Origin of the sequence: Mesotoga sp. B105.6.4 (assembly GCF_002896535.1) — a bacterium.
Classification (GTDB): Bacteria; Thermotogota; Thermotogae; order Petrotogales; family Kosmotogaceae; genus Mesotoga.
The window spans coordinates 160,142-185,602 of sequence record NZ_JWIM01000008.1 but is presented as its reverse complement, the minus strand read 5'-3'; the positions used below and the strand labels follow the sequence as shown (position 1 = coordinate 185,602).

Here is a 25,461-nt window from a genome sequence, read left to right as displayed (position 1 = left end):
AGCGGGAATCTTGACTTATCCTTCTTGCTCTTTATTTGAGACCACTCCTGGCAATTCCGGCAATGAAGTACTTCTGCGTAATCAAGAAGAGAATTACAACAGGAATTATCGAGAAAGTGGCAGCGGCCATCAAAAGGTGATAGTCGCTTCCGGTAGCCGAACTGAAATTCTGGAGCCCGACAGGTAAAGTTCTAATCTCCGGACTTTTTGTAACAATAAGAACCCAGAGGAAAGAATTCCAGCTTCCAACGAATTTCAGCAGCGCACCAGTAATCACCGCCGGCTTTGAGAGCGGAACGAGAATCGTCCAGAGAAAACGCCACTTTGAGAGTCCGTCTATCATAGCCGCATCGTAGAGTTCATTAGGAATCGTCATGAAATGCTGCCTCAGAAGGAATATCGCAAAGACGGAGACAACCCACGGAACGATTAGAGCATAGTACGAGTCCACCCAACCGAGCGCCGTAAGCGTGATATAGTTCGGGACCAACAGGACCTCGCCAGGAACCATCATCGTTGCCAAAAAGAGCGTGAACAACAGATTCTTGCCGAAGAAATCCATCTTCGCAAAGGCGAATGCGGCCATCGCCGCAAAGATTATCTCTACAAAAGTCGTAACCATCGCCACAAACACAGTGTTGAAGTAGTACCTGCCAAACGGAGCCGCATTCCAAGCCGAAACGTAATTCTGGAAGAAGTTCTTGAACGTTTCAGCAAATGTGAAATTCGCCTTGCCGGCCGGAACATCGTCTTTAAGCCAGACTGCGTGTATTCCCGCAAGCTTTATGTCAAAGGTCTTCGCTCCGGAAGGAGAGATTATTCCCCTGTAATAGACCCTCTCAACCTCGACCGGCTTGATTGAAAGGTCAAGCTCGCTGAAAATGTCGGAATGTACCTTCGAGAAAGTACCGACCAAAGAAGTCTCTTTCCATCTACGTCTGATGAAATCAGCGAACGGTTCTTGACCACTTATGTTCGCCTGTCTGTCAAGGTTGGCTACTATTCCTCCGACCCCTATCGTTTGACCGGCAGATGAGGCCACTTCTCTAAAAAGGGCCACAAGATCAGCATAAGTTGTGTTCTGATCCATTGCGCTTCTGACCTTCCTGTCAAGCTCCGGATTAGCGGCAACAAGTAGTGATGTCCTCAAGAAGTTCATTGCGTCGTTGACGACCTCTAGCGGTGTTTGAGTATTCGTGAAGTACTGCGAAAGGCTGTTCTTGAAATCCCTGTCGAGGTAGTCCAAAAAGATCGTAACTGCACTTCGAACATTGGATGGATTAATTGCGGAAAGCAGATAATCCTTCAGCTCCCGCTCAACATTCCAACTCTCTATGAATTGCGAAAGCAACGCATGGACCTCAGCATCGGTTCTAATTCTACCCACAATCGAAGAACCTGAAAGATTGGCGTTCTGAGATTCGTTGTAAAAGACTTTTATGTCGGAGTAAAGGTCAAGCAAATCCGACCATTGTACCAGCCCATCAGGGATGCTTTCCAATGAACGCTCCAGCTGGCGTACAGAAAGGGACATCCGAGCGTCTCCAGCAGAGACTTCTTCAGACAAAGCGATAATCTCGGAGACAGCCTTCCGAATTTCATCTGTGCTGCTTCTAAGATCGGCCACGATCCTTTCTAGTTCGCTCAGTTCGGTGACTCCTGTTGTACCGGTTCTGTAAGACTCAAGTGACTCCATTGACTTTGCAAGAGCAGCAACAGGCCCTTCAAGGAGTACAGCCGACTCTTCGCGGATTCTTGCCTTCATCTCTTTGGTTGCATCGGTATCTATTGGCAGTTCCTTCATCGCAGTCTCAACGCTTTGAGATAGCCTTTCGATCGCTCTTGAGTACTGCGCTCTTAGAGAGCTAACCAGGACTACTCTCTTCACAAACCCACCATCACTATAGACAGCTGCGTTGAAGAATCCGTCAAGAAATCTCCCTGCATCTTCTACCGGTAGATCTCTTAATGACTTTGCATGAGCATCCGGTACGTTATCCTTGATCGCGCTATATCTGTCGACCAATTCGGCAAAGAGCTGTTCATCAACTTGCGATGCGTAGTTTGCAGGAGCGCCATCTCTGCCAAGCAGCTGGATCTCTATTTCGCCTCTCCTTATGGGGTCATCGTTCAAATTAACAGAAAGGGTATCAAAACTAACTGACTCTTCCATCAACGCCGCGAAGTTCCTGAATTCGCTAAGACTCAGCGTCGCAAGATCGACAGAGGCGCTGGTGCTCTTCTGCTTAATCTGAGTCTTAAAGGTGAAGGAGTTTGCTGCATTTTTCGTGGTCCAAACAGGCGGCCAGCTAGAAACCTCGCTGGGAGCTTTGAACGACGTGGCAACCATCCATGCAAATGGAACGAGCATCAGGAATGCTCCGCCAATAATAACTACATAGAGAAGGATTTTCGAGATTATCTTAGTCGATGATGTGGTCATCTGCGCACCTCAACCCTCATAGTGAACGCGCTTCTTGCCTACGTACATCTGTACCATAGTAAGAATCAGGATTATCACGAATAGTATGTAGGCAGCTGCGCTTGCGACTCCCATTCTCTGCTGATTGTAGAAGGCATCAAATACATAGTAGACAAGTGTCAACCCACTCTTGTTGACAGGTCCGGGCAGTCCCTGGTATAGTATGAAAATCTGCGAGAAGACCTTGAATGCACCTATCATCGTTATTATCATAATGAAAAACGTCGTACCCGAAAGAAGCGGCCACGTGATGAATTTGAACTTCTGCATGCCGCTTGCTCCATCGACATCTGCAGCCTCATAATACGATCTATCTATATTCTGAAGACCGGCAAGGAAGATTACAGTGGTGTAGCCAACGTGCTGCCAAACCGAGACTATGGCGATAGTCGGAATGGTCCACACTTCTTCCTTAAGCCAGGCGATCCTCGGCAGATTGAAGATCGAGAGAACATAGTTCAGTAACCCGAACTGGTCATTGAACATCCACTGCCATACCAGAGACACGGCTACTACTGACGTGACAAAGGGTATGAAGTAGGCAGTCCTGAACAGAGAACGAAGCTTGATGTTTTTGTTCAGGAGCATCGCTATGATCAGAGCAAGACCTATCTGAGTAGGCACGGAAAGCAAGACGTAATAGACGGTGTTGTAGATAGATTTCAGAAAGTCCGAGCTCTCTTTTGCAAGAGTGAAGTACTGAACAAAGTCCGCGCTTTGCTTCAATACTACATAGGCCAGTACGTAATATAGGGCAGCAAAGAGAATCATCGTAGACCACTGGCTGGACCTCATCTTAATGCTCTGAATGCTTCCTCTCCTTCGGAGAAGCACAAAGAGCCCCAAACCCATCAATCCAAGTCCAGCGAACAGTCCTGCAGCGGAAAGATCACTCGATAAGTTGCGCAGCAGGATATAGCCGATTAGCGCAACAGCGAACAACCCGTACAAAAGCGAGTGGCCTTTCTTTGTTTTTTCGTATTTGCTCATTAGCCCGAACAGATGATAGAGAATCTGAATCACCACAAGAACAATAACGACGTAGACTGCCGTGTTTATCAACGAGTTGACAAAACTCAACTGAACGGGATATGTAAGTCTGAAAAGCTCCTTATAGTTGTCAAGACCTATGAAGTACCGGGTAGTTGAAGTATAATCCCATTTGAAGAAACTCAGAACAAGAGAGAAGCCGATCGGCCAAAAGACAAACACACTCAAGATCACTATCGAAGGCAATAGAAAAAGATACGCTTGCCAAGTCTCCTTCCAATACTTCTTCGAACGCTTAGCGTAAGGCAAATCATCCCCTCCCATTTGCTATGCATGGGTTTAGCATCTTAAGTATACCAAAGATTCGACCGTGCTCCTGAACATCATGGATGCGAATTATTTCGACCCCTTTCAGATACAGGTAAGTTGAGATTGAAAGCGTCTCTTCCAATCTTTCTTCTACCTGTGTCCCCGTAATCTTGGAGATGAAACTTTTTCTTGAATGCCCTACAAGAAGAGGGAACCCCAGTTGCTTGAACTTAGAGATGTTTCTCAGTATCTCGATGCTCTGCTCCGCATTCTTGGCAAAACCTATCCCCGGATCGAGGATTATCCTCTCTCTACTTATCCCCGCTCTAATTGCGCGGTCTGCTCTTTCAACCAGCCACGCCGAAACCTCTCCGACCACATCGCGGTAATCGGTCATCGCGCTCATAGTAGCAGGGTCTCCTCTCATATGCATAATTATTACTGCCGCATTGTTCTCCGAGATGACGTGGATCATCTCCTCTGAACTAAGCCCCTTAATATCATTTACTATGTCTGCTCCTTCAGAAAGTGCGAGTCGGGCAGTTTCGCTGTTGTAAGTGTCTACAGAAATAACGGCATCCGGCCTCCTGTTGCGCAGCCGCCTTATGACCGGGACTACTCTGGAAATCTCTTCGCCGATACTTACCTTCTCCGCGCCCGGCCTTGAAGACTCTCCACCTATATCGATTATCGAAGCTCCCCAATCTAGCATCCTTATCGCGGCTTCTACGGCAGTAACTCCGCCTTGGTACCTGCTGCCCGGGAAGAAAGAATCTGGAGTCACATTGAGTACCCCCATAATAACGGGGCTGGAGAGATCGAGCTTTCTTCCACCGCAGAAGATCACTATTGATTCCTTCGCTTCTCTATGACACGCTTGACGAAGAGTTCGAACACCGGATTAGGCTTGCCCACTTTCGATCTAAACTCGGGATGATACTGAATTCCGACAAAAAAATTCTTTTCGGGAAGCTCGATGGCCTCCACGAAAGTCGCTTTTGAGGATATTGATAGTTTCTTTACATCGATTTCTCCGGGCATTCTGAAGAGCTCGGGGAAGCGATCAAGGTTGACTTCGTATCTATGCCTGTGCCTTTCATAGACTAACGGTTCGTTATAAGCTTCAAAAAGGACCGTGTTTTTCTCAATAGGAGTCTCTTGGGCACCAAGTCTCATGGTTCCGCCGAGTTTCATGATTTTCTTTTGCTCTTCCATAATGTCAATTACGGGATAAGGGGTCGACGGATCGAACTCCGTAGAATTGGCTCCCTCATATTCGGCGACGTTCCTTGCAAACTCGATAACCATAAGCTGCATCCCAAGACATATTCCAAGAATTGGAGTATCTTCTTCTCTGGCAGCCTTTATTACTGAGATCTTCCCTTCTATTCCCCTCTTTCCGAAACCGCCGGGGATGATTATCCCATCGTACTTCCTAAGCTCAGATTTTATTTGCTCTTCCGTCATGTCCTCAAAACACTGCGAGTCGATAACTTCAGGTTTGCTTGCCCCACAAAGCGTGATGCTTTCCGAAATGCTCTTGTAAGCATCATCGGTGCCCAGATATTTTCCGATCAGCGCGATTCTTGCTGGAAGGAATGATCTGGGATAATTCCAATCAAACCTTTCCTCAATTTCTATACTGAGCCAGGCGGCAATCTTTCTGTGAATCCCGTACGAGTAGACTATAAAAGGAACATCATAGACGTTTTCGGAGTCGGGCAGATTGTAGACCATCTGTCGATCAACTCCACCGAAGAGAGCGATCTTTCCAAGCTCATTCTCCTCAATAGGCTTTTCTGACCTAACAGCGATCATCTGAGGTTGAATGCCAATTCTTCTGAGAAGCTGGACAGACTGTTGAGTAGGCTTGGTCTTGAATTCGTTGGTCACTCTGAGGTAAGGAACATATGTTACATGAATAAAGAGGAAGTTCTCAGGACCTTCTTCGACCGATAGTTCGCGAACGGCTTCAAGGAAGATCTCACCTTCAATGTCACCGACGGTACCACCGATTTCTATCATTATGAGTTCACCGGGAACACTCTTGATTCGTGACTTTATTTCGTCTGTAACGTGAGGAACCATCTGTACGGTCGCCCCGAGAAATTCTCCCTCTCTCTCTTTATCGATTATTGTCTTGAATACCTGGCCCGCGGTCATATTATTTTCTCTTCTCATGTTCTTTCCGAGAAATCTCTCGTAGTGTCCAAGATCGAGATCTGCCTCGTATCCGTCTTCTGTGACGAAGACTTCACCATGCTGATTAGGATTCATCGTTCCGGCGTCAAGATTTAGATAGGGATCGATCTTGAGGGTGTTAACCTCTACCCCACATTCCTTCATTACACGCGCGATGGAGGCAGAGAGTATCCCCTTGCCAATTCCGCTTATTACACCTCCGGTAACCACAACGAACTTCTTCTTCATCGATTACAGTCCTCCACTATCCGAGTAGTCTCTTAATATACTCAATTTCAGAAGCGTGATCCTCATCGTCCCCAGGCGTCTCCAGAAGCCAAGGTTTTTCCTGAATTCTCTCATTGGAAAGAAATTCTCTGAAACCATCGTTTTTTCCGATATGGCCTTCACCGATCATCTCGTGTCTGTCTTTGCCGGCACCTAGAGGAAACTTGCTATCGTTAAGATGTATCATCTTCAGTTTTTCGTAGCCCACCGTAGAATCAATCTTGTCGATAAGTCTCGAGATACCTTCCTTGTTTCTTATCTCGAAACCCGAATCAAACCCGTGACAAGTATCATACGTTATTCCGATTCTCTCTGGCTGTACGGTTCCGTCAATAATTGACTTGAGTTCCTCAAAGCTGCTGCCTATGTGATTGCCTTTCGCTGCAACGTTCTCGAGCAGCAGCATGACATCATTTTCCTGGTTCTCGCCTAGTACAATCTCTATACCTTTCAAAATCCTCGCAATTCCCTCCTCGAGACCATCTCCAAGGTGGCTCCCGGGATGGAAGTTCAAATACTTCAGACCGAGGGAAGCGGTTATTTTCATTTCAAGGGAAAGCAAAGCAACGGATTTTCCCCAAACTTCCTCGTTAGGAGAGGCGATGTTGATCAGATAACCCGAATGTACCATAGAATCAAAGGGATCCAGCGATTCCCTTTTCATTTCATCTTTAAAGCTATTCGACATCTCCTCTTTTGGAAGCGATGCTCTCCACATTCTGGGACTGTGAGGAAATATCTGGAAGGCGTTACCGCCTATCGAAACAGTTTCTTTTGGGACTCTGTCAAAGCCCTTCGATGTAGACATGTGTGCTCCAAGCTTTATCATTCGCTTCACCTCATCGCTCTTCTTCGCCAATCCTTAGAATAGCGAGGAAAGCGTTTTGCGGAATCGATACCTGCCCAATCTCTCTCATCCGCTTTTTCCCCTCTTTCTGCTTCTCAAGGAGCTTCATCTTCCTCGTCAGGTCCCCTCCATAACACTTCGCCAGCACGTCTTTTCGTAAGGCCTTTATGTCACTCCTCGCGATTATCCTACCTCTTGATTTCGCCTGTATGGGAATCTGAAACTGGTGCTGAGGTATTAATTCGCTCAGCTTGTCGACAACCTTCTTTGCAATTGGATACTCCTTATCGACATGGACGATGAACGATAGTGAGTCAACGGTTTCTCTGTTGACCAGGATTGTCACTTTCACCAGATCAGATTCTCTATAGCCGAGGATCTCGTAATCCATAGATGCATATCCCCTAGAAATTGCCTTCATCCTGTCAAAGAAATCAAACATGATTTCAGAGAGCGGGGCTTCGAATCTCAGAACGACACGGTTCTTTCCGGCGTTCTCCACCGCATTGAACTCCCCTCTTTTCTCTGAAGTTATGAAACCGATGAGGTTTCCCATATACTCGGAGGGGGTGATAATAGAAAGATCTACGAACGGTTCTTCAACCTTCAGAAACTCTCCCGGCTCGGGGAAACTTGCGGGATTCGTTATCTCCTCAACATCCCCGTTTTGCATCGTAACTCTATAGACAACGTTTGGAGCGGTCAGAATGCAGGTGATGTCGAACTCTCTTTCAAGCCTCTCCCTCACAACATCCATGTGAAGCAGTCCAAGAAAGCCAACCCTAAATCCAAAACCAAGTGCCGGAGAGTTTTCTGGCTCGAAGACGAGTGCTGCATCGTTTAATTTGAACTTGTCCAGCGCCTTTCTCAGTTCATCGTAGTACTCCGGCATCCCGGGGAACATTCCGGCGTAGACCATCGGCTTCGCCTCTTTGTACCCCGGCATCGCTTCCGCGGTGGGGTTGCTGGCCGAGGTTATCGTATCGCCGATTTTCGCACTCGAAACGTCCTTTATGACGGCAATGATGTAGCCTACTTCGCCGGCATCTAGAGAGTCTGTCTTCTCCATTTGAGGCAGAAAGTATCCGACTTCTACAACTTCGAAGGTCTCTCCCGAAGACATCATCATTATCTTGTCTCCGGCCTTGACGCTTCCCTCGAAAACTCTGACATGAACTACTACTCCTCTATACTTATCGTAAATGGCATCAAAGATTAGAGCTTTCAATGGGGCTTCAAGCTTGCCGGAAGGAGGCTTGACTCTGCTGACTACCGCTTCCAGTATCTCCCTCACTCCCTGACCTGTCTTCGCGCTTGCCTGAAGGCAATCGTCCGAAGAATAGCCGATGAGGTCGATTATCTCTGCCAGCGTCTCTTCTATATTTGCGTTAGGGATATCGATTTTGTTCAAAACCGGTATGAGTTCCAGATCATTCTCGATAGCCAGGTACGTGTTCCCCACGGTCTGGGCCTCAACTCCCTGAGAAGCATCTACCAGAAGAATAGCTCCCTCGCAAGCCGCAAGGCTTCTCGAGACTTCGTAGTTGAAGTCGACATGACCCGGCGTGTCGATGATATTTATCTCATAAGTAATTCCGTCATCAGCCTTATAGTTGAGCTTAACCGGCTTCGACTTAATAGTTATGCCTCTCTCCCTTTCTATGTCCATCGAATCCATGAATTGATCCTGCTTATGTCTTCTGTCCACTATATCGGTTATGTCGAGAAGTCTATCGACAAGTGTCGTTTTGCCGTGGTCGATATGAGCAATAATCGATATGTTTCTTATACGATCTCTGTTATACATTAGAACTCCCTCCTGCCGGTCAAGGATGATTCTATCACGGCGTAGGTTAAGCAAGTTGAATTGAACAGAAAAGAATGAAAACATATCCAGCGAAAAAGGCTGGACGAGCCATCTCGTCTATGAATAATCTGGTTTAGTCTATCACCAAGGCCTTAACGAGTAAACACTTAAAATTGACCGGTCAGCTCTTTAAGAAACGTCGGAAGAGCAAACGAAGCCCTGTGAATCTCCGTATTGTAGTATCTCAAAGGTGCTCCGAAATCAAGCACTCTCTCTTCGTCGAAATCTTCTCTCGGATCTGCTTCCTTAGATCCAATAGTATATGTCCACATCCCTGAAGGATAAGTGGTCATGAAACTAGTGTACATCTTCGAAATCGGGAAGACTGAAGAGATTCTGTTGTAGGCTATCGCCACCCATCCCTTGTCGTAGAAGGGATCCTCGGTCTCTGCACAGAAGACTCCATCCTTTCTAAGGGCTTTGTAACAATTAGCGTAGAATTCCTTTGTGAAAAGATGGCCACCCTCGCCGGCCGTGGGATCGGTTGAATCAACTATTATTACGTCGAAGTAGTCCTTGTTCCTTCTCACGAAGTCGGCTCCGTTTTCGTTTATTATTGATGCCTTGGGATTGTCAAGTTCGACCGACATCTCCTTGAGATAGAGTTTCGCCGCGTCAATTACATAGGGATCGACCTCGCAGAGAATTGCCTCCTCAACGGAAGTATGCTTAAGAACCTCCCTCAGACTTCCCCCATCGCCGCCTCCAATGATCAGCACTCTTTTCGGATCGGGATGCGTGAAGAGAGGTACGTGAACCAGCATCTCATGGTACATGAATTCATCGGCTTCAGTGAACATTGTTATCCCGTCCAAAACCAGGACCATGCCAAACTCAGGGTGTTCGAAGATATCTATTCTCTGAAATGGACTCTGGTAAGAATATACAAGTCGCTTCATTTTCATGAAAAGACCTGCATTCCCTCCCGTATAGTATTCCATGAACATTAGATGATTCAAAGTCCTCAACTCTCTATCTTCCATTCCTTCACCTCCGCGTTATCATCACAATTATCTCACCGATCTGGAACACTACAATGATTAATTCACACTATTCAAAGCTTATAGAGACTTCAAAGCTTTTGTCACAATTACTTTTCTAATTAGGCCAAATGGATTCTATCACTTTGATTAAGGCATAGTCAAACTTGCGGAATGCCTTATCTGAGGGCTCAATAAACGAAATTGCCTGATTTCTGCACTCTTCGTCATTGGGTCGCATCCTGATGGTAGAATTAAGAGTAAAGACTTTCCCCGACAGGAGGCCTTCGAATGTTCTTAAGGCAAGACATGGGTATTGATTTGGGAACTGCCAACACCCTGGTTTATGTGAAGGGACAGGGTGTGGTAACAAATGAACCTTCGGTTGTTGCTATTGACGTGAATTCAGGCAAGATCCTTCAGGTAGGCCTGGAGGCAAAGAGAATGGTGGGAAAGACACCTGCAAGCATTGTGGCGACCCGCCCGTTGAAAGACGGAGTTATTGCCGATTATGATATCGCTCTCGCAATGTTGAAGTATTTCATGGGCAGAGCAACGGGCAGACGGCGCTTCGTCAAACCCAGAATAGTTGTCGGAGTTCCTTCGGGTGCGACCGAAGTCGAAAGAAAGGCGATCGTCGATGCCGGTATTGAAGCGGGAGCCAAGAAGGTCTTCCTCATTGAAGAGCCGATGGCAAGTTCAATAGGCGCCGGGCTGAATGTTGAAGAGCCGACAGGAAATATGATTGTCGATATCGGCGGCGGCACAACCGAAATCGCCGTAATATCTCTTGGGAGTATTGTTTTGAGCCAGTCTATAAGGGTTGCCGGAGATGAGATGGATGACTATATTGTCCAGTATATCAAGGAGAAATACCGGCTCTTGATTGGCGAAAAGACTGCCGAGAGAATAAAGATGGAGGTTGGTAATGTTGTTGAGGCAGAAGAGGCCGATAGCTCTTATTCAGAAATCGTAGGTCTCGATCTCAATTCCGGATTGCCGAGAAAGATCTCCGTTTCAGGCGCAGAAGTACGCGAAGCCATTGTAGAACCGGTGGCGAGAATCGTCGAGGCGGTTAAACTCACTGTTGAAAACACGCCTCCAGAACTCATCTCGGATATTGTTCAGAGCGGTATAGTCATTGCGGGCGGAGGGTCGCTCCTCAATGGCATGAAGGAACTAATACAGGGTGAGACTGGAATCACGGTTGTTGTTGCCGAAGACCCCCTAACCTGTGTAGCCAGAGGCGCCGGTCAGGTTCTTGAGAGAGTCCCCATTCTTGAACGACTCGAAAAAGGCAACCTTAGATAGGAGGAGCTTCGCAGGTGAAGTTCGCCGAGGCGGCAGTAGTGATTCTTATGATCTTTCTCATCCTTCTGACACTTTCAGAAGTATCTGGAGTGAACAGAAAGATGAGTGATTTGCTTGAAACCCTTGCCCTGCCGCTGATAAATATAAGAGTAGACATAGAGAACTTCTTCAGATCGGTATTTCAACTCAGGAGTATCGATCGAGTCATCAGAGACCTGAACAGGTATGCTGAATCTTTCAGCAACAGGTTTCCATATCCTCTGCCAATGAGAGTCGCATTCTTCAGCTTTGAGCGAAACAACACCGCCATCATGACTACTGATAGAAGCGCGGCTCAGGGAGTTCCTGTTGTTTCGGTCTTTTCTTCGACCATCTATGGTGTGGTGAAGAGCTCGCATGACGGATATGTTATGGTCTCACCATTAACGGCTCCTGGTGTGAGGATTTCCGCCGTAGTACAGAGGGATAACAGAACAGTTGAAGGGGCTGTCTACTCGAGTGGAGGTAAGCTGTACTTCTCTACTTTCGACCCCTATTATCTGGAGAGCGGTGATCAAGTAAGAATCGCTTCGACGGTCCAGGGTTATGGGTACTACAAGAACATGAAGATTGATCTAATTGGCGAAATCGCCGGACTCCACGGAAGCGACTATCTAGTAAATACTCCAAATGTTTTTGGTGATTACTTCGTCTATCTGGAGTGGCACGAATGACCTGGCTATTACTGATATTCCCTGCTCTGTACTTTGATCTCGGATTTGGAGATCTCATACCTCTATATCCTGCATATTTGACATTGCTCGTCTTCCTTCCAACCAGAAACATCGCTTTTGCTCTCTCTCTTGCGCTGGTCATTTCATGGATAGTGGGGACGGCTCTGTCTGGAATCAGCATGGTTATAGTGCTCTCATTGATCGTTACATTATCGGCGCTGGCAATTCACGGGAGATATCGGACGCTCAGTTTCGGAGCGCTTACATCGGCAGCTATTGGTCTTGCTGGAGTGTTTTTTTCGGGTACGAGCTTTGGTGTCCTGGTTCCTTTTCTGGCAACATTCTGCATCCTGAGGAGGTTGAGCATTGAAGACTAAGAGTGCCAAGAGGTTTGACCTCTTCTTCGTGCTTTTCCTTATAGTGATGGGATTGTTTGTATATAAGCTCTACGATTACCAGATAGTCAACCAAGAGAAGTATGCGAAACAGGTAGAGAGTATAAGCCGTAGATCCATTCCCATCCTTCCTCCCAGAGGCATGATTATTGATCGCAACGGAATCCCTCTTGCTTGGGACGCACCTTATTACAGGATTACGAAGAAAGTCGTCTTTCTTCCTGAAGACCTGAAGAGGATGATGGTTGACGCTTCAGAAAATAGAGAGAAAATGGAAAAGCTGATTCGGCGTCTCGAGGTTTTTGGCAGCGTTGAGACAGTCCTACCAGCTTCGGTCGCAGAGAGACTGAATGACTTTCCCGAGTTGGAAGTCTCGGAAAGGATCATAAGGCACTACCAGGATAATCCTGGAATCTCTCACGTAGTGGGTTACATAAAGTCTGATGGGGAACCGGTTATGGGAATAGAGAAGCAATACAACGAACTCCTCAGAGGAACTCCCGGTGAACAGCTCATTCGTGTCGATGCTTTAGGAAGACAGATTAGCCTCGAAGGCGAAATACCCCCTTTGCCGGGAGATGATCTGAAGATCACAATAGATTCTAAAATGAGTGAATATATCTATAACCTCATAAACGAAACCGGAAAGACCGGCGCAGCCGCTGTAATGAAGACCGACGGAGAGGTTCTCGCTCTCGTTTCAGTGCCAAGCTTTGAAAGCATGTTTTTCACAACGGGGATTTCAAACAGGGATTGGGACCGCCTTAATCTCGATCCTTCGAGACCTCTGGTAAATAGAGCTTTGAGCCCCTTCTCACCAGGCTCTGTGATCAAACCGTTCATTGCCATGGTGGCTCTGGCAGAAGGGAAAGACAGCACAAAGGAGATCGACTGTGGAGGGATTTTTCAGTACAAAGACAGTCGAGGCGTGGTTCAGGGAGTATACAGAGATTGGAACCTTTACGGCCATGGAAAGACCGATCTTGCCAAAGCTATAACAGTATCGTGCAACGTTTATTTCTATCAGCTCGGTCTAGAACTGGGAATCAACACGATCAACAGATACGCAGAACTGTGGGAGGTCTTTAAACCTACCGGAATCGATCTTCCCGAGGAGTCAGTCGGCTTGATGCCCTCCCCCACCTGGAAACGTGAGAGGCTTGAGGAAAGCTGGTTCCCTGGCGACACGATTCAGATATCAATAGGCCAGGGTTATCTCAGCATCACTCCGCTGCAGCTGGCAAAGTTGACAAACGAAATCGCAACTAGAGGGATCGAGATCATTCCTTTTATCGGTTCAAAGAAAGAGAGTAGCAGAGAAGCAATCAATCTGAAAGACAGCGATTGGGATCTTCTCATCAATGCAATGGGAGATGTCATAAGCAAGGGTGGAAGTGCCGCCGATGCGGGAACCGCATACTCTGCATTCAGAGGTTTTGAAGAGACGGCCGCCGGAAAGACCGGTACTGCGGAACAAGGAGGTTCGAAACCGACTCACTCCTGGTTTACAGGTTTCATGCCTCTCCATGAACCGGAGATAGTTGTTACGGTGTTCGTTCACGAAGGCGGCTACGGATCGGGTCTGGCTTCACAAATCTCAAGAAAGATCATGGATTATTATGTGACAGAATACGCCCGGTAGAATCATTCCACCGGGCTCACAAAACTCAACTCTTCTCCCATCTCGAAGTGAATCCTTCTCTCTTTGAAGAAGTAGCTGACCCTATCGATAGTCTCTTTTCTGACCGCAAGCGTTGAAATAACTCTATCAGAGTAGTCTACATTTCGAACGGAGAAGTCTCTTCCTTCCACGAACAATCTGCTGAAGTCGTTCCAATGACTGTAGCTCATCTCGGCAGCTAGCTCAACACCCGGGCAAAACAGAGCTGGCTTTCCTGCCCTCAAGGCCTTCAGGGCCGTTTCACCATAGGCGTCTATCAGTCCTCGTATTCCCAGCTTAACTCCTCCGAAGTACCTTATGACTGCCACTGCAACATCGGTCAACTCGAGTCGAAAGATCGATCCAAGTATTGGCTGCCCTGCAGAACCGTGAGGCTCTCCACCGTCGGAGTAATTAGCCACTTCCCTTCCTGGAAGCGAAATACGATACGCCCAGCAACAGTGGTCGGCACCTGCGTGATCCTGTAAGACAGCCTTTATTAGTGACTTTGCTTCATCCTCGTTCTCACACCTCTTACTGAAGCCGATGAACTTTGACTTCTTGATGTTTATCTCACTGCTTCCGGTTTCGAGAAGTGATTTCGTACAATCCATTACTCTCCTCTTGAAAACTTATCTATGAAATCCATAGCAGGTCCGAGAATGTAATTGGCATCGGCAAGTGTCTTTTCGTAGACTTCCAGCCTCTTCATGAACTCGTAGAATTCCGGATCTCTGTTGAATGCATCTGCATAAATGGTGAGAGCTTGAGCGTCTCCCATCCCAATTATGATATCTGCTTCCTTCTGTGCAGTCGCCATCATTATCTGCGCTTCTTTGTCGGCCTCCGCCCTAAGCTTCTGAGCCTCTCTATTCCCTTCGGCTCTAATCAATGAAGCTTCCTGCATTCTCTCGGACTTCATTCTTTCGAAGACAGCATTTCTGTTTTCGTCGGGCAAGTCGGCCCTCTTAACACGTACAGATATTATCTCGATCCCAAAGTCCTTCATGTCATTTGCGGCAAGTTTGGTTATCTCGTCGAGAACATCGGTTCTTTGGCCGGAGATGATGTCATCGTAATCAAGTTTCCCAAAAGTATTTCTTACGTGAGAGTACACAATGTCGTCTATCCGTGTGAGTGCGATCTGTTCTGACTTCATTGTCTCTACGAAACTCCTGGGATCTACTATCCTCCATAGCGCGAAGGTGTCTGTAAGAATCGTCTTTTTATCCCTAGAGTAGATCCTCTCAGCATCAACATCGTAGATCTGAATTCGCTTGTCGAACTTCCTTACAGAGTCGATGAACGGAGTCTTGGTGTAAAGACCGGCCTCGGTAACTGACTCGCGTATTTCGCCAAATCGAAGGACCACGGCCTGTTCAGTCTCGTCAAGTATGAAGAAGAAGCTAGGCAGCACAACTGCCGCAACTATTACCACAATAGCAATCGGAATGATGAATTTATACTTCATTATCTCTCGCTCCCTTCAAGATCAAGGAGTTTAAGAACGCTGCTCTGGTCAAGAACAACGGTCTTACTGGCCTCTCCAAGTACTTTGGCAAGCGTTTCCAGATACATCCTGGTTCGAGTAACCTCCGCAGCCTTTTCGTACTCCTGGAGAATCGCAAGGAATCTATCCGCCTCTCCTTCTGCATTGAGAATCCTCTCCTGTGCGTAGCCTTCCGCGACTCTAGTCAATTGAGCCGCCTCTCCTTCTGCCTTGGGAATGAGGTCGTTCTTGTATTTCTCGGCCTCATATATGAGTTTCTCTTTGTCCTGCTTGGCACTGTTCACATCGTCGAATGCGGCGATAACCTGTTTTGGAGGCGCCACCTCTTGCAGGAACACGTTTTTCACCAATATGCCTGTACCGAGCCTCTCAAGTTCGGCCTGGACTCTCTCTCCTGTCCGAATTGAGATTGTGTCTCTCTCGGTTGTGAGAATTGAGTCTATAGTGCTTGAAGCAACTTCCTCCCTAAGCACCGACTCTGTTGTGAACTTCACGATGTCGCCATCATCCACGATATTGAAGGCGAGTTTTGCCGGATCCCCAACATAATACTGGATAACCATTTCCACCGAGACGATGTTTCCATCTCCGGTGAGCATGAGAGACTCATTTGCCAGGGTCTGGTAAGTACCTGTTCTAATGGTTCTAAAACCGATTTCCTGCTTTCTCAAATTCGAAGTATCTACAACGACTACGCTCTCAAACGGAAATGGCAGATGGTATCCAAGTCCTGGACCGACGGTATTTGTATACTTTCCGAATCTCTTGATCAGTCCGACCTGATCGGGCCCAACCAGGAAAAACCCGCTCAAGAAATACACGGCAACGATTGCGACAATAACCAGCAGCACAAAAAGCCCGGACCATAAAAAGCTTTTCTTAGGGCCTCCACCGCCTGTGAAATTATCTTCAGGTTCCTCGATTCTTACGTCAACCATTATCCAACCTCCTTCCAGATTTCTATCTCTGTTCCAAGATCGACGCCAGCAGCCTCTCTTACTTTTCGCTTGATCACTTCAATTAAACTCAAAACGTCTTCCTGGCTGGCGTCTCCTTTATTGACTATAAACCCTGCGTGCTTTTCGGATACTTCAGCGTCCCCGACCCTAAAACCCTTCAAACCTAACTTTTCGATGAAGGAACCTACATAGAAGTCAGGCCTCGGTCTCATAAAAACGCTCCCTGCACTGGGATACTGAAGCGGCTGCTTCTCAAGCCTTTTCGCCAGGATCTCAGACATCCTTCTACTGATTTCAAGCTTCTCTCCTCTTCTAAGAGCGAACTCGGCTCCGAGGATGATTTTGTTGCTGGATCTGAAAATACTGCTTCTGTAAGAAAAACCAGCGGCCTTCCCGTCGATTTCTCGTGCCCTGTTGCTTTCATCTAGATAAGTCACTCTGGCAACGCGATTCCCAAGTTCGCCACCGAAGGCACCCGCGTTCATGAGAATCGCCCCCCCAACAGAACCGGGCAGTCCAGTGAGAAACTCAAGGCCAGTCAACCCCTCAGATAAACAGTGCCAGATTAGAGTATTGACACTGGTCCCGGCCTGAACGAAGACCCTCTCTCCTTCGGACTTCATCAAGTTCAGATTCTTGGTCGAGACTACAACTCCTTCAAAGCGGGCGGGACAGATGATATTTGAACCTCCTCCGATGATTCTGAATTCAATCGCCTCAGATTTCAGAAAGCTCACGATTTCCGCAAGCGACTCAACAGAATACGGCTGAACAAAGACTCTTGCAGGACCTCCTACCCTGATCGTCGTATGCCACTTCAGAGGCTCATTAAGCCTTACATCCGCCCCCAAAGAATAGAGGATATCAAAACAGTCTGTCAGTTCTCTTTTTGCCATTGATAAAGCCTTTCAGTGATCTCCCTAACATTGTGAAGGCTTTGGAGATAATTCTTCAATTCATACCTCCTTGAGAGAATTGAGTGAATTGCTTCAAGAATGAAGGCCTTCGTAGACTTGTCGGTCGTCTCTCTCCCATACAACTCAGCAAGCGCCTTGACAGCCATTGAGGAATTAGTGCTGCTTAGAGCCATTATGACTTGGTCCCGGAGTTCGGAGTCATTGTTCTCACTAAGCATCAAAGAGAGAACACCCACTACCTTCTCTCCTTCACCCAGGCGCGCAAGAGCCTCGTAGATAACGACTTGAGACCTCTCGTCACTGAAATCTTTCAGCATCTCATAAAGGTTTGTAACGGTTCTCCTGTTGCCTATTTCACCTGCGAGGTCCGCAAGGTACAGCCTGGAGACGGGGTCGATATTCGTTATTCGCATCTTCTCTATGAGAAGCGGAACAACTGCCTCTCCCATCTGCAAGAGCGCATCAAAGCAAATGTGCGCAGTTTCGCTGTCTTCATTGACCAGAAGGTCAAGAAGAGCAGGAATCGCCTCCGTTCCCTTTTCTTCAACTATCCTGTTTATTAGCTCTTCTCTATTCACTAGACGCACCTCATTTCTCAATCTGGAATCTGGCCGCTCATTTCCTCGATCTCTCTTTCTTTAGAGCAGCCATGAAGCTCTTCTATACTCGAAATGGTGTTGGAACCGAACTGCTCTTTTCTGACGACAAAGTGCTTGTCTGCATTCTGAGCGATTTGGGGAAGATGGGTTATAACTATAGTCTGTATCTCCTGCGAGATCTCTCGCAGTTTGTCCGCCACTACCGCTCCCAGCCTCTGCCCAACACCAGAGTCAACCTCGTCAAACACAATCGTTCTAAGATCCAGCTGCTCTCTCAAAGCAGACTCAAGCGCCAGTAAAAACCTTGAGAGCTCCCCTCCGGAGGCCACCTTACCTATCTCCATAAATTCCATTCCGGGATTTGTCTTCACAATCATCGTCACTCTGGAAGTACCGTAGTTTCTCGGTATCTCTTCCTGGCGCAAATGAAACTTCAGTTCTGCACCTTTCATCCTAAGGCTTTCAAGATGTACTCTTATTTGCTCTTCTATCTCCCTGGCCCTGGCCAATCTCTTTTGGTCGAGAATCTCTCCGGTCTTCTTCAATTTGTCAAGCAGATCCTCTTCACGCCTCTTCAGCCTCTCTTTTCTCTCCTCAAGCTCTTGCAGAGACCTCAACTCTTCTTTGAACGTCTCGAGCTTAGAGAGTACTGCATCTGCAGAATCACCGTATTTTCTCTTCAGCCCCTGGATTAAGGTCATTCTGTTCTCAATCGATGTAAACTCTTCATCGTCGATGTCAAGGGAACCTCTCTCCTCTTCGACCTTCGAGTACAGAGAGTCGAGCTCTTCTAGTGCAACCTGGAGATTTTCTCGCCACTCACCATATCCAAAGCTTTCAATTCTCTCGACTATAGTAAGTGCATCGTTAAGCGAGTTATAAACAGACAAATCGCCGTCCTTAAGAAGCTCTCGCAGCTCATGAAACGTATCTAAGAGGGCTTGTGCGTTTCTATATCTTGTATACTTCATCTCTACGATTTCATCCTCGCCCGGCTGCAGTCCAGCCTCTTCTATCTCGCTAATCTGGAAACTCAAGAAGTCCTTCTCTCTCTCTATGTAAGCAGGGTCTACACTGAACGATTCGAACTCGCGCTTGACCTTTAAAAACTCTCCATATAGCTCTCTGTAATTTGTAAGGCTCTCTTCGCCTTTCAGCGCATGATCCAGAATCTCGTGGTGCTTAGACTCGTCCAGAAGACTAACACTGCTGTGCTGAGAGTGAACCTCTACCCTGTCGCTGAAGGCAGTTTGAACAATCTGCCTTGGCACCATCCTCCCGTTTATCCTGTAAATCGTCCGTTGCCCTGTGAAACTTACCGTTACAAGGAGGTGGTCTTCTTCAATCTCGATTCCCGTTTCTCTCAGTTTCGAGCTCAAAGAATCGTCGACCACAAAGTTTCCTTCAATACTTCCGGCATTAACGTTATCCCATTGGGGAGGGAATCCTAACACTGTCAAGAGCGCCTTAAGAAAGATCGTCTTCCCTGCTCCGGATTCACCGGTTATTGCGTTCATTCCTTCAGAGAACTCAACATAGAACTCCCTGAATGTAAGAAAATCCCTTCCTGCCAGCGACAGCAGCATATTTTCCTCCAATTAGTGTATAGTCCAAGTGGAACTCATACATCAATCTATTATACTATCGATCAACAGTACCTTCAGTGACTCTGCTTTCGGTCCGGCAAGACACCGGCATATCGGCGCCTTGACAGTCCCTGCCGCACTCCGTATAATGTTCACTGTGACGAATTCACTGGAGGTTGTTTATAATGAAAAGAACATACCAACCATCAAGAGTTAAGAGGAACAGAACACATGGTTTTCTTGTTAGATCCCGAACGGTTGGCGGCCGAAAAGTGCTGGCAAATAGACGAAGAAAGGGAAGAAAGAGACTGTCTGTGTGAATCTGAAAGATCAGTCCCTTAGTAAAACAGAAAGACTAAGAAGAAAGGCAGACTTCGACAGAGTCTTCAAAAAGGGAAAGTCAATTGTTGACCCTTTTTTTGTTGTATTGTATGTTAAGAATAGTCTGCCTTTTTCTCGTATTGGAATATCGATAAAACGGAAATTCGGCAAGGCGCACGTGAGAAACCGACTCAGAAGATTGGTGAAAGAGGTTTACAGAACTAATAAATCAGTCTTCCCCGCGGGGTATGATATACTTTTCATTGCTAGAAAGGATTTATCTGACCTGTTTAAAGAGAGAGAAGTTGGGTACTCTGGCATTATGCTCGTTATCAAACGAATCGCTGAGAAAATTGGAGAAACGTCCGATGAAAAAGATACTACTGTTTCTAATAGATTTCTACAGAAGAAAGATCTCACCTAGAACCCGCCCAAGATGCAGGTTTTATCCCACGTGTTCAACATACACATATGAAGCTATAGAGAGATTTGGAGCTTTCAAGGGGCTCGTTCTCGGAACATGGAGAATACTCCGATGCAATCCCTTCAATCCTGGGGGCTTCGATGAAGTACCAGATCACTTCACGCTACTGAGGAGGCACGGAAAATGAGAAGAGCGATACTTCTTACTTTGATCTTCATGACACTTTGCACGCTCACTGTATCGAGCAAAGAACTCGTTACTCAGGAAGGAACCAGTACACTCATAGTCTCAGGTAAAACGCTCAAGGTTACTCTCGACACAGTGAGAGGGTTGACTCTTGGAGTTACGAGTTATGCCGATAACAAAACAGTCGAGTTCTATGTCTACAACGAAAGTCTTGGCAAAGACGGCTTTAACGTATTCGATGCTGAAGGAAACGAGCTTCTTCCAACTTCATTTTCATACAGGGAGGATATCGACGGAAACATAGTTGTGACATTTAATTACGAGCAGGGCAGTAAGTCTTTCATTATTCTCAACAGTCCTTACTATGATTTCAAAGTTCAGTTCGATTTCAACCAGAGAGTAGAGGTCGCTTTGCCGTTCATATCTTACCAAAATCAAACGTTGGGACCCGATTCCTCTTACTATATGACATATGACAAGTTCAGCGGCCAGAAGACGCTGTTTACAGTAGCGTCAAACCAGGGGACATTTAAGTTCCAAAGATACGAGCTTGAAAGTGGAAGAGGGGTTCTGGAATCTTTTGCAGGCCCAATGAGATTAATACATATTAAGCAGGCCCTTCCAGAACACTACGAAGCGATAGTCAAAGATCTCCAAAACTTTGGCGGGGTGACCATTTTCTCATGGATCTACCATGGGATAGTCTACTTCCTCTTCTGGCTTTACCAGTGGTCTGGGAACTTCGGATGGGCGCTGATTATCTTCACTATAGTAACGCGATTCATCCTCTATCCCCTTTATCATATTCAGACGAAGTCAATGCTGATGATGAGGATGCTGCAACCGGATGTTGATAGAATAAAAAAGAAGTACAAGGACCCGAGAAAGCAGCAGGAAGCAATGATGGCACTCTACAAGGAAAAGGGATACAATCCCGCTTCCGGTTGTCTCCCGATACTTCTTCAGTTACCCGTGCTGATTCTTCTCTACAACGCGATTCGGTACTTCAGTGAAGCGATGGCATATTCTCCGGGTTTCTTGATCTGGAAGGATCTATCCGTTGGCAACTTTGTCATGAACATTCCCTTCATAATCATCACGGTCGTTGTGGGAATATATAGTTCGTTGCTGACCGCTCAAGATGCGCGATCTGCAAGATCCGGAGTAATTATGCAGATCATTTTCCCGATTCTATTTGCAACGTTCCCATCGGGGTTGTTGCTGTACTGGACAACCCAGAGTGTGCTACAGCTAATGATTAGCTGGGTTGTTTACAGACGTCACGGAATAAAGGGGCTGACTTTGAGGCAGATGCTCAGTCTGCCAGAAAAACCTGCGAAGTAGACAGAGATGAGCTCAGGAGGTGTTAGTTCGAGATGAAACCAATTGAATACAGAGCCGAGACCGTTGAAGAGGCGATAAGACTGTCACAGGCTGATCTCGGTGCCTACGAAGACGAAATGGAAGTTACTATCAAGGAGAAAGGCTCAAAGGGTTTTCTAGGAATTTTCGGATCAAAGGAATCGGTAATAGAAGTCTCTCTTCTGGACAAACACTGGGAAAGGAAACTTCACGACTTCCTTAAGGGAATACTCAAAAGCTTTGACGAAGAGACTTTTTCCGAAGTGAAGCTTGTCGGAAGAACTTACAGAGTTCGAATAGAAGGCGAAGAAGTGGCAAGGCTCATTGGAAAACACGGAAAGACAGTAGCCGCATTGCAGCATATTATGAATATCTATGCAAACAGGATGGCTCCTACCAAAGTTAATGTAACTGTCGACATAGGGGACTACAGACTTGAAAGGAAGAGACTGGTTGAAGAAATCGCTCACAGGACAGCAAAGTCGGCTCTTTCCAAGAGAAACAAGATCATAATGGAGCCAATGTTAGCCTTTGAGCGCAGACTCGTTCACGAAGTTATCTCGCAGTATGAAGAGCTCAAGAGTTATTCCGTAGGATTCGAGCCATACAGGAAAGTTGTTGTCGAATACAGCGAGAGAAAACACTCTTACGATAGAAAATCTGATCCAAAGAGGAGGCGCTACGAAAGTGTCAGACCGAATTCTGATAGGCAAAGCGCATGAAGTTGAACCACAGCTGTTCGACAATGAAAGTGTAAGGAAGGTCTCCAAGAGAGTATTGATAGGAAAGGCTAAAGGCGCCGAAAACTTCGTCATGAGGTTGTTCACCGTTGGAGAAGGAGGTCATAGTCCTCATCACAGTCATTTGTGGGAACATGAAGTCTTCATTGTCTCGGGTGAAGCTACAGTTGTTACGAATCAGGGCGAGGTCCAGGCATCTGCCGGGAGCTACGTCTTCGTTCCTTCAGGAGTGAAGCATCAGTTCAAGAACACAGGAAAGGGAGATCTCGAATTCATCTGTGTGATTCCATCTTCGGCAGATGAGGAATAGAATAGATACAGTTGATAAATAGAATTTGATGCGAAGGAGGGACTGACATGCCGTTTTACAGATATGAGTGTGAAGACTGTGGAGAAGAAACCGAAGCCTTCCAGAAAATGTCCGATGAACCCCTTACGGTTTGCCCAGCATGCGGGGGCCATCTGAAGAAACTGGTGAACAGCGTGGGAGTTGTTTTTAAGGGCGGAGGCTACTACAGCACAGATTCAAAGAAGTCTCCGACTGCTGATAGCAGCAAGAAGCCTTCAACTTCTACTAGCAAATCAGAATAATTAAAAGACATCTAAGCTTAGGTAAGGCACTGCGTTTGTTGAAAGAGGGGAGAACAATCCCCTCTTAGCTTTTTCATATGCAACCATCGCGATCATTGCCGCGTTATCCGTGCATAGATTAACCGGTGGGAAGAAAGCTCTTATCTTCGACTCTTCCGACAGATCATTCGCTCTCTCTCTCAAGCGAGAATTCGATGCAACCCCACCGGCAAAGGCGACTTCTTTCAGACCCTTACTTTCGGCCGCGCCGAATGTCTTCGTAACCAACGAATCGACTATAGCTTCCTGAGCAGATGCCGCGACATCATAAGCCGAGGCCGACGGGTTCTTCTTCAAGAAGTACAGGACAGAAGTTTTGATGCCACTGAATGAAAAGTCGAAATTACCCTTCTCTTGAAGCGGCCTTGGAAAGTGATATTTGACTTCTCCTTTCTGTGCTGCCTCCTGTATTGCAGGACCGCCCGGATAACCCAGCCCAAGCAGCCGCGCAATCTTATCAAGGGCCTCACCTGCGGCATCGTCTCTTGTCCTTCCTACAAGCTCAATTCTATTCCAGTCTTCAAGCACAAGAATTTCGGTGTGACCTCCCGATACCAAAAGCACCATGAAGGGCGGTCTCAGTTGAGGGTACTCCAGGAAATTCGCATAGACATGACCAAACAAGTGATTCACACCGATGAACTTTTTGTTCATTGCAAGGGCCATCCCTTTTGCAAAAGACAACCCGACCAGCAGAGATCCCACAAGCCCGGGACCCATAGTCGAGGCGAAGACATCTATTTCTTTCAAACTCAAATTCGCCTCATCGAGTGAAGCGGAGACAATCTTGTCAACTATTTCTAGATGCTTTCTCGCGGCGATTTCCGGCACAACCCCGCCGAATTTCCTGTGAACATCTATCTGAGAAGAGACTACAGAAGAGAGAAGATGGCCATCTTCAATGATGGCCACCGCTGTTTCATCACACGAACTTTCAAGAGCAAGAACCTTCATCAGGCAGATTCTCTTGAAGTTATCTCCGGAGAAGAGTTATGGACTATTACGTCTTCATTGATGACAACCTTCTCCACGTTGTTCATTGTTGGAATATCATACATTATATCAAGCATTACCTGCTCCATCACGCTCTTAAGAGCTCTGGCGCCAGTTCCTCTCTTCATAGCTCTTTCAGCGATCGCAGTCAATGCACCTTCGGAGAATTCCAGCTCGACACCATCAAGCGCCAGCAGTTTCTGGTATTGCTTAATGATAGCGTTTCTCGGCTCGCTCATTATCCTCTTCAGATCCTCAACATCGAGATCATTCAAAGCGGCCAATACGGGGAACCTACCCACAAACTCAGGAATCAAGCCGTATTGAATCAAGTCATCGGGAACAACCTGCTGGAGAACCTCACCAAGCCTAAGTTGATTCTTCCCCTTGACTTTTGCCCCGAACCCCATGGAAGAGTCTAGAACTCTTTGCTTAATTATGCTGTCTAGACCGTCGAAAGCACCACCTACAATAAACAGAATGTTGCTCGTATCTACTTTTATGAATTCCTGGTAAGGATGCTTTCTTCCGCCTTGCGGCGGGACATTCGCAACGGTCCCTTCGACGATTTTCAATAGAGCCTGCTGTACTCCCTCTCCAGAAACATCTCTAGTTATCGATGGATTGGGAGATTTTCTTGCTATCTTGTCGATCTCGTCTATGTATATTATCCCGAGTTGTGCCTTCTCCACATCATAGTTCGAAGACTGGAGCAGCCTTAGGACTATGTTTTCAACATCTTCTCCAACGTATCCAGCTTCGGTAAGAGGTGTCGCATCTGCAATCGCAAACGGCACATCGAGAATACGTGCAAGGATCCTCGCTATGAGGGTTTTCCCCGAGCCAGTCGGGCCAACTAGCATAATGTTCGACTTCTCAATCTCGACATCATCTACATCATTGAAGACTCGCTTGTAATGGTTGTAAACGGAGACTGAGATTGTCTTCTTCGCGTTCTCCTGGCCTATTACATAGCAATCCAACTCCTTCTTGATATCTGCAGGAGTTGGGAGCTTCTTACCGGGCGCCTTTCTTGCTTTCTGATCCTGCTGAATTATGTCATGAAATAGTTCGACACATTCATTGCATATGTACCCTTCCGTTCCCGATATTAACTTTTTTACCTGCGGTTCTGGTCTTCCACAGAACGAACAATATCTCTCAAACGGCAAAACTTTCCCTCCCATTAATCGGTGCTTTTATTATACACT

26 protein-coding genes are annotated in these 25,461 nt (G+C 46.7%); 11 read left to right on the top strand and 15 right to left on the bottom strand.

Annotation, left to right across the window (positions count from 1 at the left end; translation table 11 throughout):
• Positions 1-31 precede the first annotated feature (31 nt).
• The 7 genes from RJ60_RS03840 to speE all read right to left on the bottom strand — a co-directional run bounded on the left by RJ60_RS03840 (position 32) and on the right by speE (position 9,947).
• A complete protein-coding gene (locus RJ60_RS03840) occupies positions 32-2,443 on the bottom strand; it encodes a carbohydrate ABC transporter permease (RefSeq protein ID WP_103134028.1) in 2,412 nt (803 codons plus the stop codon).
• A 9-nt stretch (positions 2,444-2,452) separates the two neighbouring features.
• A complete protein-coding gene (locus RJ60_RS03835; RefSeq protein ID WP_103134027.1) occupies positions 2,453-3,781 on the bottom strand; it encodes a carbohydrate ABC transporter permease in 1,329 nt (442 codons plus the stop codon).
• A gap of 1 nt (position 3,782) precedes the next feature.
• A complete protein-coding gene (folP, locus tag RJ60_RS03830) occupies positions 3,783-4,628 on the bottom strand; it encodes a dihydropteroate synthase (RefSeq protein WP_099828543.1) in 846 nt (281 codons plus the stop codon).
• Positions 4,628-6,211, bottom strand: coding sequence for a CTP synthase (locus tag RJ60_RS03825; RefSeq protein WP_103134026.1), 1,584 nt, complete (start codon positions 6,209-6,211; stop codon positions 4,628-4,630). The genes folP and RJ60_RS03825 overlap by 1 nt, the downstream gene beginning before the upstream one ends.
• A gap of 16 nt (positions 6,212-6,227) precedes the next feature.
• Positions 6,228-7,079 (bottom strand): deoxyribonuclease IV, encoded by an 852-nt coding sequence (locus RJ60_RS03820; RefSeq protein WP_099828541.1) that lies wholly within the window; start codon positions 7,077-7,079, stop codon positions 6,228-6,230.
• A 10-nt stretch (positions 7,080-7,089) separates the two neighbouring features.
• The gene (lepA, locus tag RJ60_RS03815; protein WP_103134025.1) at positions 7,090-8,904 is read right to left on the bottom strand and encodes a translation elongation factor 4; all 1,815 of its coding nucleotides are present in this window, start codon (positions 8,902-8,904) and stop codon (positions 7,090-7,092) included.
• Between the two features lie 167 nt (positions 8,905-9,071).
• The gene (speE, locus tag RJ60_RS03810) at positions 9,072-9,947 is read right to left on the bottom strand and encodes a polyamine aminopropyltransferase (RefSeq protein ID WP_103134024.1); all 876 of its coding nucleotides are present in this window, start codon (positions 9,945-9,947) and stop codon (positions 9,072-9,074) included.
• A gap of 288 nt (positions 9,948-10,235) precedes the next feature.
• Here speE and RJ60_RS03805 point away from each other — a divergent pair, with 288 nt between their 5' ends.
• From RJ60_RS03805 to RJ60_RS03790, 4 genes are read left to right on the top strand one after another with little or no spacing between them, the layout of a single operon-like run.
• Positions 10,236-11,255, top strand: a complete 1,020-nt coding sequence (locus tag RJ60_RS03805; RefSeq protein ID WP_103134023.1) for a rod shape-determining protein — start codon at positions 10,236-10,238, stop codon at positions 11,253-11,255.
• 14 nt (positions 11,256-11,269) lie between these two features.
• Positions 11,270-11,968, top strand: a complete 699-nt coding sequence (locus RJ60_RS03800) for a hypothetical protein (RefSeq protein ID WP_103134022.1) — start codon at positions 11,270-11,272, stop codon at positions 11,966-11,968.
• Positions 11,965-12,345 (top strand): hypothetical protein, encoded by a 381-nt coding sequence (locus tag RJ60_RS03795; RefSeq protein WP_103134021.1) that lies wholly within the window; start codon positions 11,965-11,967, stop codon positions 12,343-12,345. The genes RJ60_RS03800 and RJ60_RS03795 overlap by 4 nt, the downstream gene beginning before the upstream one ends.
• Positions 12,335-14,005: a penicillin-binding transpeptidase domain-containing protein gene (locus tag RJ60_RS03790; protein ID WP_258006168.1), complete on the top strand. Its 1,671-nt coding sequence runs from the start codon at positions 12,335-12,337 to the stop codon at positions 14,003-14,005. Before RJ60_RS03795 ends, RJ60_RS03790 begins: the two co-directional genes overlap by 11 nt.
• Before the next feature lie 2 nt (positions 14,006-14,007).
• On the opposite strand, the gene RJ60_RS03785 is transcribed toward RJ60_RS03790, so the two are convergent.
• From RJ60_RS03785 to RJ60_RS03760, 6 genes are read right to left on the bottom strand one after another with little or no spacing between them, the layout of a single operon-like run.
• Positions 14,008-14,637: a YigZ family protein gene (locus RJ60_RS03785; RefSeq protein ID WP_103134020.1), complete on the bottom strand. Its 630-nt coding sequence runs from the start codon at positions 14,635-14,637 to the stop codon at positions 14,008-14,010.
• On the bottom strand, positions 14,637-15,494 hold the full coding sequence (gene hflC, locus RJ60_RS03780; protein ID WP_103134019.1) for a protease modulator HflC: 858 nt from the start codon (positions 15,492-15,494) through the stop codon (positions 14,637-14,639). Before hflC ends, RJ60_RS03785 begins: the two co-directional genes overlap by 1 nt.
• On the bottom strand, positions 15,494-16,471 hold the full coding sequence (hflK, locus tag RJ60_RS03775) for an FtsH protease activity modulator HflK (protein ID WP_103134018.1): 978 nt from the start codon (positions 16,469-16,471) through the stop codon (positions 15,494-15,496). The genes hflC and hflK overlap by 1 nt, the downstream gene beginning before the upstream one ends.
• The gene (gene murB, locus RJ60_RS03770; protein ID WP_103134017.1) at positions 16,471-17,388 is read right to left on the bottom strand and encodes a UDP-N-acetylmuramate dehydrogenase; all 918 of its coding nucleotides are present in this window, start codon (positions 17,386-17,388) and stop codon (positions 16,471-16,473) included. Before murB ends, hflK begins: the two co-directional genes overlap by 1 nt.
• On the bottom strand, positions 17,370-17,987 hold the full coding sequence (locus RJ60_RS03765) for a HEAT repeat domain-containing protein (protein ID WP_103134016.1): 618 nt from the start codon (positions 17,985-17,987) through the stop codon (positions 17,370-17,372). Before RJ60_RS03765 ends, murB begins: the two co-directional genes overlap by 19 nt.
• 17 nt (positions 17,988-18,004) lie before the next feature.
• On the bottom strand, positions 18,005-19,594 hold the full coding sequence (locus RJ60_RS03760) for a DNA repair protein RecN (protein ID WP_103134015.1): 1,590 nt from the start codon (positions 19,592-19,594) through the stop codon (positions 18,005-18,007).
• A 185-nt stretch (positions 19,595-19,779) separates the two neighbouring features.
• Between RJ60_RS03760 and rpmH the strand changes: the two genes are divergently transcribed.
• From rpmH to RJ60_RS03725, 7 genes are read left to right on the top strand one after another with little or no spacing between them, the layout of a single operon-like run.
• Positions 19,780-19,914, top strand: coding sequence for a 50S ribosomal protein L34 (gene rpmH, locus RJ60_RS03755; protein ID WP_099828529.1), 135 nt, complete (start codon positions 19,780-19,782; stop codon positions 19,912-19,914).
• Positions 19,911-20,339 (top strand): ribonuclease P protein component, encoded by a 429-nt coding sequence (gene rnpA / locus RJ60_RS03750; protein WP_103134014.1) that lies wholly within the window; start codon positions 19,911-19,913, stop codon positions 20,337-20,339. Before rpmH ends, rnpA begins: the two co-directional genes overlap by 4 nt.
• Entirely contained in the window at positions 20,284-20,526 is a 243-nt protein-coding gene (gene yidD / locus RJ60_RS03745) for a membrane protein insertion efficiency factor YidD (RefSeq protein ID WP_099828527.1), read from the top strand. The genes rnpA and yidD overlap by 56 nt, the downstream gene beginning before the upstream one ends.
• Positions 20,523-21,869 carry a YidC/Oxa1 family membrane protein insertase gene (gene yidC / locus RJ60_RS03740; protein WP_103134013.1) on the top strand — a complete coding sequence of 449 codons (1,347 nt, stop codon included), beginning with the start codon at positions 20,523-20,525 and terminating at the stop codon, positions 21,867-21,869. The genes yidD and yidC overlap by 4 nt, the downstream gene beginning before the upstream one ends.
• Positions 21,870-21,901: 32 nt before the next feature.
• The gene (gene jag, locus RJ60_RS03735; RefSeq protein WP_099828525.1) at positions 21,902-22,609 is read left to right on the top strand and encodes an RNA-binding cell elongation regulator Jag/EloR; all 708 of its coding nucleotides are present in this window, start codon (positions 21,902-21,904) and stop codon (positions 22,607-22,609) included.
• Positions 22,575-22,937: a cupin domain-containing protein gene (locus tag RJ60_RS03730; protein ID WP_099828524.1), complete on the top strand. Its 363-nt coding sequence runs from the start codon at positions 22,575-22,577 to the stop codon at positions 22,935-22,937. The genes jag and RJ60_RS03730 overlap by 35 nt, the downstream gene beginning before the upstream one ends.
• A gap of 47 nt (positions 22,938-22,984) precedes the next feature.
• Positions 22,985-23,218, top strand: a complete 234-nt coding sequence (locus RJ60_RS03725; protein WP_103134012.1) for an FmdB family zinc ribbon protein — start codon at positions 22,985-22,987, stop codon at positions 23,216-23,218.
• Here RJ60_RS03725 and tsaD read toward each other — a convergent pair whose 3' ends face one another.
• Together tsaD and clpX are read right to left on the bottom strand one after the other, a co-directional pair.
• Complete coding sequence (gene tsaD, locus RJ60_RS03720; RefSeq protein ID WP_103134011.1) at positions 23,219-24,211, bottom strand: tRNA (adenosine(37)-N6)-threonylcarbamoyltransferase complex transferase subunit TsaD; 993 nt, start codon at positions 24,209-24,211, stop codon at positions 23,219-23,221. It lies immediately after the preceding gene.
• A complete protein-coding gene (gene clpX, locus RJ60_RS03715; protein ID WP_180979894.1) occupies positions 24,211-25,437 on the bottom strand; it encodes an ATP-dependent Clp protease ATP-binding subunit ClpX in 1,227 nt (408 codons plus the stop codon). The genes tsaD and clpX overlap by 1 nt, the downstream gene beginning before the upstream one ends.
• Positions 25,438-25,461 lie beyond the last annotated feature (24 nt).

Coding starts and splice junctions, on each gene's coding strand:
- speE (WP_103134024.1), bottom strand. CDS start 9,947: ATGGAAGATAGAGAGTTGAGGACTTTGAATCATCTAATGTTCATGGAA.
- hflC (WP_103134019.1), bottom strand. CDS start 15,494: ATGAAGTATAAATTCATCATTCCGATTGCTATTGTGGTAATAGTTGCG.
- RJ60_RS03795 (WP_103134021.1), top strand. CDS start 11,965: ATGACCTGGCTATTACTGATATTCCCTGCTCTGTACTTTGATCTCGGA.
- yidD (WP_099828527.1), top strand. CDS start 20,284: ATGAAAAAGATACTACTGTTTCTAATAGATTTCTACAGAAGAAAGATC.
- lepA (WP_103134025.1), bottom strand. CDS start 8,904: ATGTATAACAGAGATCGTATAAGAAACATATCGATTATTGCTCATATC.
- RJ60_RS03805 (WP_103134023.1), top strand. CDS start 10,236: ATGTTCTTAAGGCAAGACATGGGTATTGATTTGGGAACTGCCAACACC.
- hflK (WP_103134018.1), bottom strand. CDS start 16,471: ATGGTTGACGTAAGAATCGAGGAACCTGAAGATAATTTCACAGGCGGT.
- clpX (WP_180979894.1), bottom strand. CDS start 25,437: ATGGGAGGGAAAGTTTTGCCGTTTGAGAGATATTGTTCGTTCTGTGGA.
- RJ60_RS03725 (WP_103134012.1), top strand. CDS start 22,985: ATGCCGTTTTACAGATATGAGTGTGAAGACTGTGGAGAAGAAACCGAA.
- RJ60_RS03785 (WP_103134020.1), bottom strand. CDS start 14,637: ATGGATTGTACGAAATCACTTCTCGAAACCGGAAGCAGTGAGATAAAC.
- jag (WP_099828525.1), top strand. CDS start 21,902: ATGAAACCAATTGAATACAGAGCCGAGACCGTTGAAGAGGCGATAAGA.
- RJ60_RS03820 (WP_099828541.1), bottom strand. CDS start 7,079: ATGATAAAGCTTGGAGCACACATGTCTACATCGAAGGGCTTTGACAGA.
- rpmH (WP_099828529.1), top strand. CDS start 19,780: ATGAAAAGAACATACCAACCATCAAGAGTTAAGAGGAACAGAACACAT.
- RJ60_RS03840 (WP_103134028.1), bottom strand. CDS start 2,443: ATGACCACATCATCGACTAAGATAATCTCGAAAATCCTTCTCTATGTA.
- RJ60_RS03825 (WP_103134026.1), bottom strand. CDS start 6,211: ATGAAGAAGAAGTTCGTTGTGGTTACCGGAGGTGTAATAAGCGGAATT.
- RJ60_RS03760 (WP_103134015.1), bottom strand. CDS start 19,594: ATGCTGCTGTCGCTGGCAGGAAGGGATTTTCTTACATTCAGGGAGTTC.
- murB (WP_103134017.1), bottom strand. CDS start 17,388: ATGGCAAAAAGAGAACTGACAGACTGTTTTGATATCCTCTATTCTTTG.
- tsaD (WP_103134011.1), bottom strand. CDS start 24,211: ATGAAGGTTCTTGCTCTTGAAAGTTCGTGTGATGAAACAGCGGTGGCC.
- yidC (WP_103134013.1), top strand. CDS start 20,523: ATGAGAAGAGCGATACTTCTTACTTTGATCTTCATGACACTTTGCACG.